Annotated in this window: 18 protein-coding genes; 7 read left to right on the top strand and 11 right to left on the bottom strand. The window is 39.4% G+C overall.

The genetic code is table 11. The features are described 5' to 3' along the window. Window positions 1-10: 10 nt before the first annotated feature. The 8 genes from SKC36_RS00090 to rsfS all read right to left on the bottom strand — a co-directional run bounded on the left by SKC36_RS00090 (window position 11) and on the right by rsfS (window position 8,057). The gene (locus SKC36_RS00090) at window positions 11-919 is read right to left on the bottom strand and encodes an ABC transporter ATP-binding protein (protein ID WP_459454787.1); all 909 of its coding nucleotides are present in this window, start codon (window positions 917-919) and stop codon (window positions 11-13) included. A gap of 98 nt (window positions 920-1,017) precedes the next feature. Beyond that, window positions 1,018-1,431 carry a hypothetical protein gene (locus SKC36_RS00085; RefSeq protein ID WP_459463842.1) on the bottom strand — a complete coding sequence of 138 codons (414 nt, stop codon included), beginning with the start codon at window positions 1,429-1,431 and terminating at the stop codon, window positions 1,018-1,020. A gap of 99 nt (window positions 1,432-1,530) precedes the next feature. Then, the gene (locus tag SKC36_RS00080) at window positions 1,531-2,067 is read right to left on the bottom strand and encodes a TrmH family RNA methyltransferase (RefSeq protein WP_459463840.1); all 537 of its coding nucleotides are present in this window, start codon (window positions 2,065-2,067) and stop codon (window positions 1,531-1,533) included. A gap of 15 nt (window positions 2,068-2,082) precedes the next feature. After that, window positions 2,083-3,063: an acyl-ACP desaturase gene (locus tag SKC36_RS00075; RefSeq protein WP_459454784.1), complete on the bottom strand. Its 981-nt coding sequence runs from the start codon at window positions 3,061-3,063 to the stop codon at window positions 2,083-2,085. 66 nt (window positions 3,064-3,129) lie between these two features. Further along, window positions 3,130-4,644, bottom strand: coding sequence for a glycoside hydrolase family 32 protein (locus SKC36_RS00070; protein ID WP_459463838.1), 1,515 nt, complete (start codon window positions 4,642-4,644; stop codon window positions 3,130-3,132). Continuing rightward, a complete protein-coding gene (locus SKC36_RS00065) occupies window positions 4,610-5,422 on the bottom strand; it encodes a UDP-2,3-diacylglucosamine diphosphatase (RefSeq protein ID WP_459463836.1) in 813 nt (270 codons plus the stop codon). The genes SKC36_RS00070 and SKC36_RS00065 overlap by 35 nt, the downstream gene beginning before the upstream one ends. Window positions 5,423-5,456: 34 nt before the next feature. Next, window positions 5,457-7,592, bottom strand: coding sequence for an ATP-dependent zinc metalloprotease FtsH (gene ftsH, locus SKC36_RS00060; protein ID WP_459463834.1), 2,136 nt, complete (start codon window positions 7,590-7,592; stop codon window positions 5,457-5,459). Window positions 7,593-7,670: 78 nt separating this feature from the next. Further along, complete coding sequence (rsfS, locus tag SKC36_RS00055) at window positions 7,671-8,057, bottom strand: ribosome silencing factor (RefSeq protein ID WP_223144308.1); 387 nt, start codon at window positions 8,055-8,057, stop codon at window positions 7,671-7,673. A gap of 89 nt (window positions 8,058-8,146) precedes the next feature. On the opposite strand from rsfS, the gene SKC36_RS00050 reads away from it, so the two are divergent. The 4 genes from SKC36_RS00050 to SKC36_RS00035 all read left to right on the top strand — a co-directional run bounded on the left by SKC36_RS00050 (window position 8,147) and on the right by SKC36_RS00035 (window position 12,851). Next, the gene (locus tag SKC36_RS00050) at window positions 8,147-8,935 is read left to right on the top strand and encodes a biotin--[acetyl-CoA-carboxylase] ligase (RefSeq protein ID WP_459454779.1); all 789 of its coding nucleotides are present in this window, start codon (window positions 8,147-8,149) and stop codon (window positions 8,933-8,935) included. 21 nt (window positions 8,936-8,956) lie between these two features. Then, window positions 8,957-10,618 (top strand): AMP-binding protein, encoded by a 1,662-nt coding sequence (locus SKC36_RS00045; protein ID WP_459454778.1) that lies wholly within the window; start codon window positions 8,957-8,959, stop codon window positions 10,616-10,618. Window positions 10,619-10,666: 48 nt separating this feature from the next. Next, window positions 10,667-12,073, top strand: coding sequence for a BamA/TamA family outer membrane protein (locus SKC36_RS00040; protein ID WP_459463831.1), 1,407 nt, complete (start codon window positions 10,667-10,669; stop codon window positions 12,071-12,073). Window positions 12,074-12,329: 256 nt separating this feature from the next. Then, window positions 12,330-12,851, top strand: coding sequence for a hypothetical protein (locus SKC36_RS00035; protein ID WP_459463829.1), 522 nt, complete (start codon window positions 12,330-12,332; stop codon window positions 12,849-12,851). Here SKC36_RS00035 and SKC36_RS00030 read toward each other — a convergent pair. Together SKC36_RS00030 and SKC36_RS00025 are read right to left on the bottom strand one after the other, a co-directional pair. After that, window positions 12,848-13,903 carry a branched-chain amino acid aminotransferase gene (locus tag SKC36_RS00030; RefSeq protein ID WP_459454775.1) on the bottom strand — a complete coding sequence of 352 codons (1,056 nt, stop codon included), beginning with the start codon at window positions 13,901-13,903 and terminating at the stop codon, window positions 12,848-12,850. The two genes, SKC36_RS00035 and SKC36_RS00030, sit on opposite strands and share 4 nt — an antisense overlap. 15 nt (window positions 13,904-13,918) lie before the next feature. Then, the gene (locus SKC36_RS00025; protein WP_459454774.1) at window positions 13,919-14,473 is read right to left on the bottom strand and encodes a cob(I)yrinic acid a,c-diamide adenosyltransferase; all 555 of its coding nucleotides are present in this window, start codon (window positions 14,471-14,473) and stop codon (window positions 13,919-13,921) included. 146 nt (window positions 14,474-14,619) lie between these two features. Here SKC36_RS00025 and SKC36_RS00020 point away from each other — a divergent pair, with 146 nt between their 5' ends. The 3 genes from SKC36_RS00020 to tyrS are packed head-to-tail and all read left to right on the top strand — an operon-like array spanning window position 14,620 to window position 17,701. Next, window positions 14,620-15,126, top strand: a complete 507-nt coding sequence (locus tag SKC36_RS00020) for a hypothetical protein (protein WP_459454773.1) — start codon at window positions 14,620-14,622, stop codon at window positions 15,124-15,126. After that, complete coding sequence (locus tag SKC36_RS00015; protein WP_459463827.1) at window positions 15,126-16,349, top strand: S-adenosylmethionine:tRNA ribosyltransferase-isomerase; 1,224 nt, start codon at window positions 15,126-15,128, stop codon at window positions 16,347-16,349. Before SKC36_RS00020 ends, SKC36_RS00015 begins: the two co-directional genes overlap by 1 nt. Window positions 16,350-16,408: 59 nt before the next feature. Beyond that, the gene (gene tyrS, locus SKC36_RS00010; protein WP_459463825.1) at window positions 16,409-17,701 is read left to right on the top strand and encodes a tyrosine--tRNA ligase; all 1,293 of its coding nucleotides are present in this window, start codon (window positions 16,409-16,411) and stop codon (window positions 17,699-17,701) included. A gap of 3 nt (window positions 17,702-17,704) precedes the next feature. Here the strand turns inward: tyrS and SKC36_RS00005 are convergent. Next, on the bottom strand, window positions 17,705-18,009 hold a 305-nt coding region (locus tag SKC36_RS00005; protein ID WP_459463823.1), incomplete at its 5' end, for a hypothetical protein.

The following is an 18,009-nucleotide window of genomic DNA, read 5'->3' as shown; positions in this document are numbered from 1 at the left end:
GTTGTTGCGATTAATTGGTTTCTTTAACTACTTGGATAAAAATATCATTGAAGGAAGGAATCAATTCTTGGAATTTTTGAACCTGAACCTGATGGATCAATTGGCCCAAAAGTTGATTAGGACTTGTACCTTCTTGTAACTTAAAAATACCTTTCTTGGAATTTGCATCCCCTGACATTTCTAAACTCACCAGGTCCACACCGGTAAAATCTTGTGTTAAATCTCCCTCAAACAAGACCTCAAACTGATGTGCCTTAAATCTATTCCTAACTTCATTTTTTTCACCTCTTAAAACCACTTTGGAGTGATTAATCAAGGCAATGGAATCGCATAGTTCTTCCACCGATTCCATCCGGTGAGTAGAAAACAAAATACTGGTACCACGTTCTTTTAATGCCAAAATCTCATCCTTCAATAGGTTGGCATTGATGGGGTCAAAACCCGAGAATGGCTCATCTAGAATCAATAATTTGGGTTCATGCACCACCGTAGAAATAAACTGAGTCTTCTGCTGCATTCCTTTTGATAAATCATCTACCTGCTTATCCCACCAATCTTTTATGTCCAAACGAATAAACCAATCCTTCAATCGAGCAATGGACTCTTGTCGGGAAAGTCCTTTTAATTGCGCCAAATAAATCAACTGCTCTCCTACTTTCATCTTCTTGTACAAACCTCGTTCCTCGGGAAGATAACCGATTTGTTCCACATGCTTGGAGGACAACTTTTCTCCATCAAAGAGAATTTGTCCTTCGTCAGGAGCTGTAATTTGCGTGATGATGCGAATCAATGACGTTTTTCCTGCACCGTTGGGTCCTAATAATCCAAAGATTTTGCCTTTGGGTATCTCAAGACTTACCTGGTCTAAGGCCACATGGCTGGAATAACGTTTTACAACGTCTTGAATAGATAATATCATGTTAGGGTATGTTAAATTTCAACTAAAATAAAAAATGCGTTCATCCCATTTTTGAAAAAACGGATGAACGCAAAATTATCGGGATAAATGAGATAGCTTTATTTCGCTACCACAGTTCTTTTCTTTTTAGCTGGAGCAGCAGCTACCTTAGATTTAACTGGTGCTTTTTTGGAAGTACTCGAAACAGGAGCTGCTGTTTCAATACTGATTACTTTATTACCACGAGTCAATAAGGCAATTTGTTTGTCTTTAGCAGCTTTTTTAGCTATTTTCTCTTTCTTTTTTGCCTCCTTTTCAATTTGTTTCTTGGCTTTTTTGGCTTCCTTTTCCTTCAGTACCGCCAAGGCTTTCACCTGTTGGTCCTTCAATTTTTGAAATTTCTTAACAATGATGGCTATAGCCTTATCGGCAGTATTGACCATTTTCTTAGCATTCTTATCATTTAAGCCATTTAATTTAGGCAAAATAGATAAGGCTAGTTGTTCCATTAATGATTTATCAGCTTTGCTCATATATTTTAATTACTAAAGGCCTAAATCTAGAAAAGAATTACAGTAATAAAAATTTATTTGTGTTAAGTTTTTCAACAAAAAGATAAATAAGAATGAATCTTATTTAAACTGTGTTTTTGAGACAAAATCCCAAACCACAATTCCTAGGCTGACGGATACATTCAGGGAATGTTTGGTGCCAAATTGAGGAATCTCTAAACAGATTTCACTAGCAGAAATCCATTCATCCTGCACTCCGAAAACTTCATTTCCAAACACAAAGGCATATTTAGCCCCTTTTTCTGGTACAAATTCTTGAAGAGATTGTGAAGATGCCACCTGCTCCACTGATATAATCTTATACCCTTGGGATTGTAATCTCGAAATACAATCGGAAGCTGTGGCGCAATACTCCCAATCCACCGATTCATCGGCTCCCAAGGCCGTCTTCGTAATCTCCCTATGTGGTGGCTGAGCACTGATACCGCAAAGGTAAATTTTCTCACAACAAAAAGCATCGGCTGTCCTGAAGGCAGAACCTATATTATTCATGCTTCGAATATCATCCATGACAAGCACATAAGGGAATTTTTCCAATGCTTTAAAGGCTGGAACATCGAGCCGATTGAGCTCGTCCATGGATAACTTCTTCGACATATTTTTTTGAATTAATTAAGCAATCCAAGTAAATGGATAAGCTAATTCAGGTATTTTGATGCGGTCAGCTAAGCGCTCTAAACGAGCTGGCAAAGCGGCTACATAATCTCTCGCCTTTTCTGCGGCATCATTTAAGCCTGTGATTTTCTCCACATTCCAATCTTCAATCAGACCTTGCATAATAGTCACATAGTCTTGGGTTGTATAAACACCTATGCGCTGAGCGGCATCTGAAAAATGCTCAAATAATGAACTTTTCTGTCCATTAATCTCCCGTAAAAAATGTGCCGGCATAACGATCTTCTTTTTCATCATGTCTGCAAAAGCCAACATCATTTCTGAAGGATCTAACTTAAAGATTTCCGTTACAAATCGACGATACGCCTTGGCATGACGTAGTTCATCCGCAGCAATTTGAGCACACATACGAGACAATTGAGGATTACCATGCTGCTTGGCTAAAGAGGCTGTTCTACGGTGAGAAATATTGGTTGCCATCTCTTGAAAAGAGGTATAAACGAAATTTCGATAAGGATCAGAGGATGTACCAATATCAAAACCATCTGAAATTAAATACTGGGTAGAAACAGCCATAGCCCGCATGTCTACTTTACCAGAAAGGTATAAATAAGTACTTAATAAATTTCCATGGCGGTTTTCTTCGGCTGTCCAGCTACGAATCCACTGAACCCATCCTTGTCCTTGATCCTCTACCTGATTCACCGAATCCATTGCCATTAACCAAGACTCATACGTAGGCAAAGCTTCCTCGGTAATGGTATCTCCAATCAATACTGCCCAATAATCATAGGGTAACTCCTGTGCCGCTTCCTGAAGTAATTTAACTTCACTCAAAAAGTTTTCTTTCGTAGAATCAGGTAACATATCAGAAGGCTGCCAATTGGATTCAATTGGATTCAAATACTCTTGGACATAAGCGTCCATATTTTTGGCAAGTTCAGACATGACCTCCACACGATTAGCAAATTGAGACATGGGATTTTGTTGGGTTTGAATTGTTAAATTAAACGAAGATACAAAATTAATATGGGCTAATTGTCCTTATTTGACCTCCCAAATTGTAATTTGTTTTAAGTCTAATTTACCATTCTCAGAGAAGATGGCCAGATTTTCCTTACTAGATAGCGGAAATCGAAGGGAGGAAATCGCCACGGTTCCATCTTGTGCCAAAAGCTCTAACATGGAATGATCCACCAAGACTTTCAAGTGTTTAGGCTTGCCCTCCACCAAATTAGCCGCATCTACTTTGAAAAATCCAGGACTCAATATTTTTCCAGAATGGGAACGATCAATACTCCATTGTTTTTTAATTTCATCAAAAACAAGCAAGGTGTATTCCTGTGGATTATCCAAAGATTGCCACCTTAAGCCCCATCGATCTCCCCTACTTTCTTCCACTTCCAAATCAATTAGGTAAGATTTCCCTTGCAAAAGTTTTATTCCACTTAAGATTTTAGGCTTTGAAATAGACAGGTCTTTGGCTTGAAAACTTGGTTCTACTAAATTAAAATCAGGTTGAAATTCCTGTTTTAATCGTAAGCCTTCTTGCGTGTCAATTAAGCTTAATTTCCTAAGCGAGGACATTTGGCCCTTCCAGGGATAAGTGGGTTGTTCTTTGGCATATTGCCAACTTAATGCCCAACCTAACCATAATACATCCTTGGTAGCAGTTTGATAAAAGGGAATAGCTGCATAAAAATCTTTGCCAAAATCTACGTACAATTTAGTCTCCCTTGGATTTTCATTGATGAAGGTCTTACCATTAAATTCTCCCACAAAATATTGCATCCCCACAAAACCCTTTTGTACACCTTGAGAAGAATTAAATAAGACCCATTTGCTTTCTTGTTCTTTACCTACAATGGGTAATTCCACCAAAGATGGGCATTCCCAAATCATGTCCAATTCCCCTTGATTACTGAATTCACTCAACAGTTCCCAATTCAATAAATTCTTGGATCCGTAAAACTGCACTGATCGCTCTAAAGGCTTCGCAACTGACATAACAAATTGCTTGGAAGCTTGATGCCAAATGATATTGGGATCCCGAAAATTCAAGAGTTGTATATCTAAAATGGGATTTTTTGCATATTTCTTCCAAGTTAAACCCTCATCATTGGAATAAGCTAAATGTTGCTCCTGCTTTTTATTGGGGTAATCGGCCGTATAAATGGCCACCAATAGGTCCTTATTAGGGTCTCCTAAGCCAGAAACATGCTCTTTATCCCAAACCACACAACCTGAAAAAATATATTCATCTCCATGGGGAATAGCGATAGGCAGTTCTTCCCAATGTAGCATATCCTTACTTCGGGCATGTCCCCAACTCATATTTCCCCAATCATTCCCTTTCGGGTTATGTTGAAAAAACAGGTGATAGTAACCTTTGAAAAATATCAAACCATTAGGGTCATTTGTCCAATTCATTTTAGGAGAAAAATGAATGGAAGGGCGCCATTGTTCGGTTGGACTTTGACCTAAAATAGTCAAAGAAATGAGCAGCAAAATGCTGGAAAATAAACTACGAAGCTGAATACTTTTGGAAAGAATTTTCATGAGCGTCAATACGTAAAAAGTAAGCATTACATAATGCTGGACTAAACCAATCCCCTAAGTTATAATAAGTAGCATCACTTCCTAGTTCCCAGGCAATCGGATGATGCCGATGGCCAAAAATATACGCGGATGAAACTTGTTGTTGACTTAGGTCTTTTTGATATTGCTCTTGAACATATTGAAGAATATAATCCGTCTCCGGATGAAAGGGCACTTCTCCTTGGCTTATCGCCTGGGTTTTTCGCGTATTTGACCAAGCATGGGCTAAACGAATCCCCAAATCTGGATGCAACCAACGAAATAAAAACTGAGCCAATTTATTCGTGAATACCTGTTTCAATGCCTTATATCCGTAATCTCCCGGCCCCAATCCATCACCATGCCCTATGAATATCGATTTTACTGAAGCGTCGCTAAATGCTAAATGAAAGCGCTCAGGTTGTCGATAAATCTTGGCCGATAGTTCATCTTGCAAATAATCATACATCCACAAATCATGATTACCCACAAAAATATGAAGTTCAATACCCGCATCAGATAAATCGGCGAGTTTACCTAAAAATCGAACAAAGCCTTTGGGAACAGCTTTGCGGTATTCAAACCAAAAATCAAACAAATCACCCAATAAAAACACAGCTTGGGCATCTTGTTTGATTCGATTTAGCCAATCCAATAAATAAGCTTCTCGCGCTCGGCTTTCTTTTTCATTCGGAAAACCCAAATGAAAATCAGAGGCGAAATAGACTTTTTTACCAGCAGCTACTTGAATATGTTTCATAAAAAAAGGGGTGGCCAAGCCACCCCAAAATTAGTTAAACGGCCGATTCGCTGGAAGCGTCATCGGAAGTTGGTATCTCTTCCTTTTTTTCCGCTTTCGCTCTTGGCTTTCTAATCGTTTTCTTAACTTCTGCTGCCTGAGGTGCCGATTCTGCTTTTTCAGCTAAATCTCGTTCATCCTTGGCTTCCTTGCGCTTCTTTTCTGTTTCGCCTTTGATATACTCCTGATAAGAAGTTAATTGCTCAAACGGACGAGGCCCCACCAAAGCTTCTAAATCACTTTGGAATAAGACTTCTTTTTTCAACAATTGTTCCGCTAAAATAATCAGCTTATCCTTTTTTGAACGCAGTAAAGCTAAGGTTCTCTTGTAAGCTTCAGCTATAATCTTACGCACCTCTTCATCGATTTCACGCGCTGTAGTCTCCGAATATGGCTTATTGAATTGGTATTCTGTTCCTTTGGAATCATAATAGGAGATGTTACCCAATTTATCATTCATACCATAGACGGTCACCATGGAATAAGCCAACTTGGTAATACGCTCCAAGTCATTTTGAGCCCCCGTAGAAACCTTTCCAAAAATGATTTCCTCAGCAGCACGTCCCCCTAGGGTAACACACATCTCATCCATCAATTGTTCAGTACGATAAAGGAACTGCTCTTTAGGTAAGTATTGAGCATAACCCAATGCCGCCACTCCACGAGGTACAATGGACACTTTTACCAAGGGATTGGCATGTTCTAAAAACCAACCTGCAATGGCATGACCTGCCTCATGGTGAGCAACAATATTTTTCTCCTCAGGGGAAATCAATTTGTTTTTCTTTTCCAATCCACCAATCACACGGTCCATAGCTTCCTGGAAATCAGTCATTTCCACCGCTACTTTATTTCTTCTAGCAGCAATTAAGGCTGCTTCATTACATACGTTGGCAATTTCCGCTCCGGCAAATCCAGGTGTTTGTGCGGCTAATTCCTTTACATCTACGCCATTCGCCAATTTAAGGGGCTTAATATGCACTTTAAAAATAGCTTCACGACCAATGATATCGGGTTTATCAATGCTAATGGTACGGTCAAAACGACCCGGACGCAATAAGGCAGAATCCAAAACATCTGGACGGTTTGTAGCCGCCATGATGATAATTCCTGAATCCGTGGCAAAACCGTCCATCTCCACCAAAAGAGAGTTTAAAGTGTTTTCACGTTCATCGTTGGCTCCAGGCATAGAACCACGTCCACGTGAACGGCCAACCGCATCAATCTCATCAATAAAGATGATACAAGGCGCTTTTTCTTTGGCCTGCTTGAATAAATCACGCACACGGGCAGCACCTACACCCACAAACATTTCCACAAAATCAGAACCTGAAAGAGAGAAAAATGGAACACCGGCCTCACCCGCCACGGCTTTCGCCAATAAGGTTTTACCTGTACCTGGAGGGCCTACTAACAAAGCACCCTTGGGTATTTTACCACCTAAGTCTGTAAATTTCTTTGGGAATTTTAAAAACTCCACAATCTCCTGTATCTCTTCCTTCGCCTCATCCAAACCAGCTACATCATTGAAGGTAACCCGTACTTTCGACTCCCCTTCGATCAGCGTAGCCTTACTACGACCAATATTGAAGATTTGTCCACCGGCACCACCACCTCCGCCCATGCGGAAGAAAAGGAAATAAAAACTTAGGCCCATTAGAATAAAGAAGCCCCAAGTACCCAACCAATCCAAAGGTCCCGTACGAGTTTCTGGCTTCGCCATGATCTGCTCATTGCGCGGAAAAGCCTTTTGTCTATCTTCTAAAAAACGCTCAAAACCTTCTTTTGAAATAATTTGAAATTCAAAATGTGGGCCTTGTTTCACTGAAATAAGCCCTTGAGGAGAGTTTTTAAAATACTTGGCAACGAAATTGGGCTTTAGATTCACCTCCACCAATTTATCATTCACAATCGTCACACCTTCCACTTCTTTTTGAATCAACATCGACTCAAACTGCTTCTGAGAAATTTCTTGAAGGGTACGCTGTTTGGTAAAAAAGAACATACTTACCACGGCGATCATCAAACCAATGACCATCCAGCTTTGCATGCCTCCAACCGGTTTTTTAGGTAATCGAGGAGGAATTCCTGACCTCTTAGTATTCTTTGAATTGTTTACTTGTTTTGCCATTGGTTATCTATTTGGGCTTGTAACAATGTAGCGGAGTGAATAAGTTTCTTTTCTAGGAAAATTTCTGAATTTTCCAGATTATAATTCTGGAATGATGGTGAATTTAGCATCTCCCCAAAGTTCTTCCAACTTGAAAAAGGAGCGTTTTTCTTTCAAAAATACATGCACAATGACATCGTAATAATCCATCAATATCCACTCACGATTTGCTTTTCCTTCAATGGAATGTGCATGTAATTTACCCGCCTCCCAAATTTCTTTGTCGACCGAATCAGCAATCGCATCAATTTGGGTATCAGAAGTACCAGAACAAATCACAAAGAAATCCGTGAATGCATTTTGTACACCGCGTAAGTCCAATACCATGATTTCCTGTGCCTTCTTTTCTTGCATCCCCTTGACTACCCAATTCACAATTTCTTCCGAGATATCTTCTTTGGGGGACTTAATGGAACTTTTACGCATATATTGTTTTGATCTAAATGTTTATAGAGAACTTTCTTAACGATTAAAGATTTAAATTTGTTCTACCAAGCTTAAAATTACAAATAAATTTGAACAATTACCACGCAACAACCCGGTTCGTAGGCAAATTGGCGAAATACATTCCCAGCTGCCCCTCTACCAATTCCATGGCATTTCAGGAGTCTTTGGAAGGGAACCTTCCCGAAGGTTTTGCTTGGGTAGCCGGACATCAAAGTGCAGGAAGAGGCCAAAGAGGAAATACTTGGCATGCCGAGCCAGATCAAAATTTATTACTATCCTACCTGCTTAAGCCACCACATTCCTTGATGGAAAACCAATTTTACCTGAGTAAAGCGGTGGCCATTGGCATTGTGCATGGCATTCAAACCTGGGCTGTCGAAAATTATGGTGAAAAATTACCCTTAAGCATCAAATGGCCCAACGATATCTATTTGGATGGAAGAAAATTAGGCGGCATTTTGATTGAAAACAATTTCCAATCTGGCCAATGGACCTTTGCCATTGTAGGAATTGGCCTCAACATCAACCAAACTAATTTCGCAGATTTACGAGCGTGCTCCCTAAAATCTTGGATGAAATCGCCCCAATCCTTCGACTTGCACGACATCTACAAGCATATTTCCGCTGGAATTGAACAAGAATATTTACATTTTTTAGCGCAAAAGTTTTATTTGCTAGATGAAAGCTACCACCAAAAACTATTTAGATTCCAAGAGTGGCACCCATACCAAGACAACCAACATGATTTTGTTGGTAAAATTCTAAGAGTCAACGCGCAAGGCCTTTTAATCATGGAAAAACCTGGGGGTGAACAAGCCTATGAAATAAAAGAATTAAGTTTTATTTTTAAGGACTAACCTTAGAAATAAAGCCAATCCATGATTGACCACTACCACAGCAACCTAGAGAATTTTCTTTATTGGGCAGAACATCAGCCTGAAGCCGTTTATCTAAAACAGCCTGTAGGACCCAATTACCTAGATTACACCTATGGAGAAGTGGCTTTACAAATCAGTAAAATTGCCCATTACCTGCAACAAAAATTAGACCCCAATCGTCCGAAGCACATTGGAATATTATCCAAAAACTGTGCTCATTGGATCATGGCAGATTTAGCTATTTCGGCTGCTGGAGGCGTTTCTGTTCCATTTTACCCCACGCTAAGCGCTGAGCAGTTAAACCAAGTTTTGGTGCATTCCGACTGCCAAATTCTTTTTATTGGAAAATTAGATCAATGGGAAAGTATTCGAGCAGGAATACCATCGCACATCACTTTGATATTCACACCAGAACATCAGAGCCCTTTGTCAGAATCACATTGGACCAGTATAGAAGCTCAAACAAAACCCTTGGATGCCATGTATCAGGCTGATGGAGATGAATTGTGCACCATCGTTTATACTTCGGGTACAACAGGCTCTCCCAAAGGTGTCATGCTCAAGCATAAGGGAATCATGCAAGCCATCAATCTTGCCAAGGAAGCGGCCTTTTTGCAAGAACCCAATAATCGATTTATCTCTTACCTACCCTTGTGTCATATCGCCGAGCGGAATTTTGTGGAATTTGCCGCCACGGCCTCTGGAGGTACAATCTATTTTGTGGAAACCCTAGATAGTTTTAAAGAAAACCTAGCGGCTTGTCGGCCGACCCACTTTTTAGCCGTTCCACGCATTTGGGCAAAATTCCGGGAGGGGATTTTACAGAAAATCGGGGGACAAAAACGCTTGGATATATTGTTATCCATACCCATTATTCGACAGCTCATTCAAAAGAAAATCAAATCCGGTTTAGGTTTAGATCAAACCAAAATGAATGTGACTGGGGCGGCTCCCATGCCTACGGAACTATTGATATGGTTTCAAAAGTTAGGAATACGCATCCAGGAAGCCTATGGAATGACCGAAAACATGGGTTTCAATTCCTTAATGCCTCGAGATCAAATTCGATTAGGGACTGTTGGAAAACCATGGCCTACCTGTGAAGTCAAATTAGACCCAGAGACGCATGAGCTACTCATGAAGGCACCCTATAACACCACCGGATATTATAAAGAACCCACCTTAAGCCAAGAACTATTTGATGGCCCTTGGCTAAAAACAGGCGACATGGCCGAATTGGATTCCGAAGGATTTATTTCCATTATTGGTCGAGTGAAAGATAATTTCAAGACGAGTAAGGGGCAATATGTGGCACCAGCACCCATTGAAAATATGATTTTGTCTCATGAATGGATTGAGCAAGCTTGCGTGGTTGGCACCAATTTACCGCAACCCATCGCCTTAATTATTTTAAATTCAGAAGGCAAGAAGGCCGACAAAACGGCGATTGAAATGGCCTTAGATGGTATAAAAACAAGCATAAAACCTCATTTTAAAAATTACGAACATTTATCTAAAATGGTTGTTTTGAAAGAGGATTGGACCATCGAAAACAACTGCATCACCCCTACTTTAAAAATTCGAAGACAAGCCATTGAGAAAAAATTCCAAGATAAAATGGAAGCTTGGAACCAGCATCCGGCAAGCATCCTTTTTGAATAATTCATCCAGGGGTAAAATAATAGCTGTGCTTTTGACTAATTTAGAGGCATGAGACGTTTTTTACCGCCTAATGTTTTCATTTTCAGTGTTTTCATTTTCCTTGGACTAGGTTTGTCGAACCTTGCTTGGGGGCAAATGGTAACGGTTGATAGCATACATTTCAAAGGTAATGAGCGGAGCAAAAGAAGTATACTACGAAGGGAATTAGATTTTAAGGAAGGCGACCAGCTGGATTTAAATGAAATTGACCAAAAATTGGAATTCAGCAGACGAAAACTCATGAATACCAATTTGTTTATTTGGGTTCGTTCTGAGTACCACCTAAGCAGCCAAGGCAAATTAATCATCAATTTTGACATGCTAGAACAGTGGTATTTTCTAGCATATCCCGTTTTCCAATTAGCCGACCGTAATTTAAACGAGTGGTGGGCAAGAGGTCATCCATTTGATAGAGCGGTTTATGGAATACATTTATTGCATACCAATTTTAGGGGAAGGGCAGAAAGATTGATGCTAAAAGCTGAAACTGGCTTTTCGCAACGTGTAGAATTTTCCTACAATAACCCCTACGTGGACCGTAAAAAGACCTTGGGAATTGGCTTTAATTTGGACTATTTAACGAGTAAAAACATCGCTTATAAAACCCAAGCTGACACCTTAGTTTTTTTAGGTTCTGACAATATTTTAAGAGAAAAATGGAGTGGTGGGATAAGCTTTAGAAAGCGTTTTCGGTTCTATGATTTCCAGACATTAGAAATCAAGTATAGCCATAATCTAGTTTCTGACACCATCACCCAATTAAATCCCCGCTATTTTCAAGGTAAATCCAATGAGCAAAATTTCATGCAATTGGGCTATACCTTCTCCTATGATTTCAGGGATTTCGTGGTGTATCCTTTGGTGGGCAAAAAAATTGATATCAGTTTTCAGAAATATGGCGTATTAGCCCAAGATGAAATAAATTTTTGGGAATTTAATGCTGGACTTTCCTATTATTTCGATTTGGGTAAAAAGTTTTATTTCAGTAGTCAATTTAAGGGAAAAATCACGCAAGAAGGAGCGACGGTCCCTTATGCCAACCAAAGAGGCCTGGGGTATCGGAATGAAGTGGTGCGCGGCTTTGAATTAAAGGTAGTGGATGGGACAGATTATTTCTTGTCCAAAAACACCTTGAAATACCAACTGTATAAACAAATTATCCCATTATCCTTTATTCCCTACAAGCAATTCAATCAGATGCCATTGTCCATTTTTCCGACAGCATTCTTTGATTTGGCTTATGTGAATCAAGAGAATCGGGAAGAAACAAAAAGTGTTTATGCCAATAAATGGTTATACGGTTATGGCGTAGGACTCGATATCGTGACCTATTACAACTTCGTTTTGAAGATGGCTTTACCGTTTAATAATGGAGGAAAATATGGCTTTGTGGTGGGATTGGGACGTGAATTCTAAAAAAAAAGCCAGTCAAAGACCGGCTCCTTTTTAAAATACCTAACCACTAATAATCTTAAATATTGTTAGTTTGAAACATCAAACGTAAAAATCGCTGAACAAAAATAACACTATTTTTCTAAAAACAGAATATATCAAATTTGAAATTTTTTAAATTTAGCTATTCGATAACATCACTTTGTTGATTAACAAGCAAATGAACCCTAAAATAAGCCTAATACGAAACATTCTTGCATCTTCCTTCATTATCAGTTTCTTGATAATTACATATGCATGTCAAACTACCAGCGATAAACAGGAAGCCAATCAGGAAAATGTGGACTCCAAAAAACAAGCTAAGCAAAAAGCTTGGGACGCGAGTACTCCCCTACTGCAGCGAATTACCTTGGGATCAGAAGGAATCATTAGAAATGTATCTTGGGGCCAAGATATGTCGACCATTGCAGAAAAAGTGGAATTATCTGAAACCCAACCGAGCCTAGGAAAATCGTATACCCAATTCTTCGATGATACGGATTTAAACTTTGTAGATATCACTTATTTACCCGATGAAAACAACCGAGTAAAAGGCATCATATTAAATATCTTTTTGGAAGAGCAAGATGAGGTCTTGGACTTAACTGCCAATTTCAAAGAATACCTAGGAAGCATTTACGGAAATGGGCGAGGAAATGCCAAAAAGATTGTTTGGAAAAATGAAAATACCCAGGTCATTTTGGAAGATGTTGGTACATCCAAAGACCCGGGTATTCAAGTAGTATTTTCTAAAATAAATTAGACTTTCCAAACCCAATGGCGAGTGTCTGCTACCTCACCTAAACGAATGTGGTTGATTTCATGAAATACTTTAGATGAGAAATCGCTCTCTTTTCTAGCTGGCAATTCATAGTCCTTACCTTCAAAAGCAATCACCTGGATAGGAGCAATCACTGCGGCAGTACCGGCTCCAAAAGCTTCTGTTACGGCACCTGATTGTATTCCTTCGATTAATTCCTTAACCGAAAGCGGTCTTTCTTCCACTTTCATTCCCCAGTCTTTGGCGATTTGTAAGACTGACTTTCTAGTAACGCCATCTAAAATGGTATCCCCCGTAGGAGCGGTTACTAGAGCCCCATTCACCACGAACATCAAATTCATTGTACCCGCTTCTTCTACATATTGATGTGTTGCTGCATCGGTCCAAATAATCTGATCATATCCTGCTTTGTTAGCTTCTTGAGTAGGGAACAAAGAACCTCCATAATTTCCTGCATTCTTGGAGAAACCTACGCCACCTTTAGCCGCACGAATGTATTGTGTTTCCACACGAACGCGCAAAGGCTTGGCATAATAGGAACCCACCGGACAAAGGAAAATGATAAACTTATAGGTATTCGAAGGAGACACGCCTACATATTCATCCGTTGAAAACATGAAAGGACGAATGTATAATGAACAACCTTCCTTGGCTGGAACCCAAGCTTTATCCAATTGTAATAATTGCCTCAAACCACCCATGAAAATCTCTTCTGGGACCTCTGGCATGCACATACGCACAGCCGATTTATTGAAACGTTTGAAATTTTCTTCTGGACGAAAAACCAAGATTTCATCTTGTTTGGAACGATAGGCCTTCATTCCTTCAAAAATGGCTTGTCCATAATGCAAGGACATCATGGCTGGCTGGTAGCTTAGGGGACCATAAGGCTGAATACTTACTTGTTGCCAAGCTCCATCCGCATAATCCGCTACTAACATGTGGTCAGCAAAACTGCGACCAAAAACTAAGTGATCAAAATCAACCTCATTGATTCGAGATTGGGCTATGGGTTTTATTTCTATTTGCATCATATTAAATCGTAAAGGCTACCTGCCAGAGTTCCATGGAATCTCAGGGATTCCCAAGGAATGATGTAGATAGCGGCACATCATGAATAAATAATCCGATAATCTATTTAAATAAGCGATGGATATTTGAAAAGCTTCTTCTTTTTCTTCCGCTTGAACCCATCTAATAAGGCTGCGTTCTGCACGGCGGCAAACAGTGCGGCAAACTTGCGCCAAGGCAATTGTCTCATGACCACCGGGCAGAATAAAGACTCGCATGGGGGTTAATACTTCATCCATTTCATCTATTAATCCTTCCAATGCCACAATATCATGAAGCTCAATGAGTTTCATGTTTCCTAAAAAATCGGATGAATCACTAGCCACATGTGCGCCTAGTACAAACAAACTAGTTTGAATTCCCAAAACTTTGGCATTCAACTTGTCAGAAAGCTTGGTATTCAATAAACCCAAATAGGAGTTCAACTCATCAATATCACCTATGGCATCAATTCTTAAATTTGATTTCGGTATGCCAATGCCATCAGCAAGACGAGTGAAACCCTTATCTCCGTATTTCGTGTAGATTGCCATGGCTATTTTATATAAGGTACAAATCTACTTTTTTCAAGCTTGAATTACAAGAATGAGGTATAATTATCATTTTCCTAATGTAAAGAATACAAAGATTAGGTCAGTTAGATTTTCAGACCTAATTTTGTGGACATTTTAATCAACGTATGTCGATCGATCATTTCTTTTCTCGAGTATGGCGCATTATTTCCATCATTGGATTTGGCGTTTCTCTCCTATTTATTTACCGTGGACTGCCTGACCCTACGGCGGTGCATTTTGGTGAAACGGGTCGTGGAGATGGATTTCTACCCAAAGAAGAAATTTTCTACCTAACGGCAGGAATCATGACCTTGATTAATATGTTAGCCTTATTATTGATTAAGAATATTCAGAAAATACCTGATAATCAATTCACTAGCTTATTTTCAACCTTCAAGAAAAAAGGAGGTAGCAAGATCAAAGAAACCTTGGTTAATTGGCTACACATGCTACCTGCTTTGGTCAATACCTTTATGATTTTGGTATTAAGAGCCTTGTTATTATTGAATGACGAAAGAACATACAATCAAGACTTTTCATATTATCCATTAGCAGGAATCATCATCTTGTTTATTTGGATTGCCTATTTCCCTCTTCGTTTAATGTCATATTCGGATTATTTGGAAGAATAATGAAGCTTGCCATAGCCCCTTTATCCATTCAGGCATTTGATTACCACTTACCTGAAGCACGCATTGCCTTACATCCTAGTCCAGCCAGAGATGCTTCACGTTTATTGGTTTCTAGAAATGGCCAAATCACCCACCATCATTTTTACCAAATTCTAGATTTATTACCGACAAATAGTTTACTTGTTTTTAATAATACACGGGTTATACCAGCTAGAATCCATCTCAAAAAGTCAACGGGAGCCACCATTGAGCTATTTTTATTAAAGCCCTTGGCTTCTCAAGTAGCAACCCAACTAACCATGGAATCCAAGCACCAGGTAGAATGGGAATGCTTGATTGGAAATAAAAAACGTTGGAAAGCAGGTGAAAGCCTAAAACAAAGCATTCAAATAGAGGGAGAAGAAATCCATTTGGCCTTAGAATGGATTGACCGCGATCAAAATTGGGTGAGAATAACGTGGAATAGCGCCCATTTATTTGCAGAAATATTGAATGCTTTAGGTCAAATTCCCCTCCCACCCTATTTAGGAAGAGATTTAGATCAAGAAGATCAGGAAAGATATCAAACCATTTTTTCCAAAGAATTAGGCGCAGTGGCTGCACCCACGGCCAGCCTTCATTTTACGCAGGAATTATTGGATCAAATTCCTAGCAAAGGACATCAAAGTACTTTCATCACCTTACATGTAGGAGCAGGCACCTTTCTTCCTGTCAAAGAGGAAAATGTAGCCAACCATCCCATGCACCGGGAACAGCTGATTTTTTCTATTCCCATGATGGAAGCCATTTTAAAACATAAAGGACCCATTGTTCCCGTAGGAACTACCGCTTTAAGAGCATTAGAGAGCTTGTATTGGTCAGGCGTATATTTAATAGAAGGAGGAAAAATCCCGAAAGAAGGCTTTGTTTTGCCGAAAGAATTTGCCTATCAAGCTAGAGAAAAAACCTACAGCGTTAGCGAGTCTTTGGAAAAAGTAATCCAGTTTTTACAAGAAAATCAGCAGGAACAATGGATAGCAGAAACTGAACTGCTGATTATGCCGGGTTATACCCTACACCTTTGTGATGCCTTAATGACCAATTTTCATCAACCTAAATCGACCCTATTGGTATTGATAGCTGCCTTAATTGGTGAGCATTGGAAAGATGTATATACCAAGGCGCTACAAGAGGGCTATCGCTTTTTAAGTTATGGAGATACGTCTTTGTTATTCAAACAGTAGACGAATTCAAGCAAATATGCTTATTTTTGCGACCATTTTATTTAATACACCCCTAGAAAATGCAAGGTAATTTTATCGAGGAATTGAGATGGAGAGGCATGTTACACGACATGATTCCCGGCTTAGAAGAGCAATTAGCGAAAGAAATGACAACAGCCTACATTGGCTTTGACCCTACGGCACCTAGTTTGCACATAGGGAATTTAGCCGCCATTATGTTGTTAAAACATTTCCAATTAGCTGGCCATAAGCCCATTGCCTTGGTGGGAGGAGCTACGGGTATGATTGGAGACCCTTCAGGCAAGAATGCTGAAAGAGAGTTTTTATCGGAAGATACCTTGCGTGAAAATCAAATTGGGATTCAAAAGCAATTGGAGAAGTTTCTTGATTTTCATGGAGGAGCAAATTCGGCAGAGGTAGTCAATAATTACGATTGGTTCAAAGAATTTAGTTTTTTAGGATTTTTACGGGAAGCGGGTAAGTTTTTAACGGTGAATTACATGATGTCTAAAGATTCGGTGAAAAACCGATTGGAAACGGGCTTATCATTTACAGAATTTTCCTATCAACTCTTACAGGGTTATGACTTCTACCATTTGTACAAAACAAAGAATGTTCGTTTACAAATGGGAGGTTCTGATCAATGGGGTAATATCACCACAGGTACAGAAATCATTCGTCGGAAAGAAGGAAGCGGAGAAGATGAGGCAGATCGTGCTTTTGCCCTTACGACACCTTTGGTAACAAAAGCCGATGGCACCAAGTTTGGCAAATCGGAATCAGGTAATGTATGGTTAGATCCTGCCAAAACGAGTCCTTATGAGTTTTATCAATTTTGGTTGAATACGGCAGATGCGGATGTCCCTAGGTTATTACGGGTATTTACGCTGTTTACCCAATCGGAAATAGAAAATATGGAGGCACAGCATGCGGAGGCGCCTCATTTACGCATTTTACAAAAGGCTTTAGGTCAAGAAGTAACAACACGCGTTCATGGAACAAATATCTGTGAAGAAGTGATCGAGGCTTCGGGTATCTTATTTGCTAAAGATGCCATTGAGCAGTTGGAGGCGGCCTCGGAAAGTGTATTCCAGCAATTACCCATTTATCAAGTAAGTCCTGAGGCATTGGCAGAATGCCAAAATCTAACCGATTTAATCAGTGTGGGATGTAATCATTTAATCTGCAGTTCCAAAGGAGAAGCACGCAAAGCGATCCAGGGAAATGCGATTAGTGTGAATAAAGTAAAAGTGAATAATCCACAAGCAAATATTGATTTTCCGTTATTGCGAAATAAATACTTATTAATCGGAAATGGAAAACAAAAAAATTACATTCTGGCTATCAGGTAGTTGCTAACATATTGGTGAATAAATTAAAAAATTATTAAAAAATTTATTCACCAATAGTTGCACAAAATAAATAAACCGTGCATCTTTGCACTCCCAATCGCTAGCTAAACGAGCAAGCGCAATAAACGAAGCGAGTACATGAACCAAGTTTTGACGAAGTTCAAAATGCAAAGCCAGTTTAAAAGAGTTCTTTGACGTGTTGATAAAAGGAAAAAGTTCATAACTATTTAAAGTGGTTATGAAGAGAAAAATAGCATTCAAGACAAGGATAATGACAATTCTTATTTTAATAGTAAGAGCAAAGTCAA

Source organism: Aquirufa sp. OSTEICH-129A (assembly GCF_054558355.1).
The sequence above is the reverse complement of the archived record's forward strand: the minus strand, read 5'-3'. Positions and strand labels throughout refer to the sequence as shown.

Excerpts from the sequence above, each read along its gene's own strand:
- SKC36_RS00090 (WP_459454787.1), bottom strand. The coding sequence starts at position 919 with ATGATATTATCTATTCAAGACGTTGTAAAACGTTATTCCAGCCATGTG.
- SKC36_RS00085 (WP_459463842.1), bottom strand. The coding sequence starts at position 1,431 with ATGAGCAAAGCTGATAAATCATTAATGGAACAACTAGCCTTATCTATT.
- SKC36_RS00080 (WP_459463840.1), bottom strand. The coding sequence starts at position 2,067 with ATGTCGAAGAAGTTATCCATGGACGAGCTCAATCGGCTCGATGTTCCA.
- SKC36_RS00075 (WP_459454784.1), bottom strand. The coding sequence starts at position 3,063 with ATGTCTCAATTTGCTAATCGTGTGGAGGTCATGTCTGAACTTGCCAAA.
- SKC36_RS00070 (WP_459463838.1), bottom strand. The coding sequence starts at position 4,644 with ATGAAAATTCTTTCCAAAAGTATTCAGCTTCGTAGTTTATTTTCCAGC.
- SKC36_RS00065 (WP_459463836.1), bottom strand. The coding sequence starts at position 5,422 with ATGAAACATATTCAAGTAGCTGCTGGTAAAAAAGTCTATTTCGCCTCT.
- ftsH (WP_459463834.1), bottom strand. The coding sequence starts at position 7,592 with ATGGCAAAACAAGTAAACAATTCAAAGAATACTAAGAGGTCAGGAATT.
- rsfS (WP_223144308.1), bottom strand. The coding sequence starts at position 8,057 with ATGCGTAAAAGTTCCATTAAGTCCCCCAAAGAAGATATCTCGGAAGAA.
- SKC36_RS00045 (WP_459454778.1), top strand. The coding sequence starts at position 8,957 with ATGATTGACCACTACCACAGCAACCTAGAGAATTTTCTTTATTGGGCA.
- SKC36_RS00040 (WP_459463831.1), top strand. The coding sequence starts at position 10,667 with ATGAGACGTTTTTTACCGCCTAATGTTTTCATTTTCAGTGTTTTCATT.
- SKC36_RS00030 (WP_459454775.1), bottom strand. The coding sequence starts at position 13,903 with ATGATGCAAATAGAAATAAAACCCATAGCCCAATCTCGAATCAATGAG.
- SKC36_RS00025 (WP_459454774.1), bottom strand. The coding sequence starts at position 14,473 with ATGGCAATCTACACGAAATACGGAGATAAGGGTTTCACTCGTCTTGCT.
- SKC36_RS00020 (WP_459454773.1), top strand. The coding sequence starts at position 14,620 with ATGTCGATCGATCATTTCTTTTCTCGAGTATGGCGCATTATTTCCATC.
- SKC36_RS00015 (WP_459463827.1), top strand. The coding sequence starts at position 15,126 with ATGAAGCTTGCCATAGCCCCTTTATCCATTCAGGCATTTGATTACCAC.
- tyrS (WP_459463825.1), top strand. The coding sequence starts at position 16,409 with ATGCAAGGTAATTTTATCGAGGAATTGAGATGGAGAGGCATGTTACAC.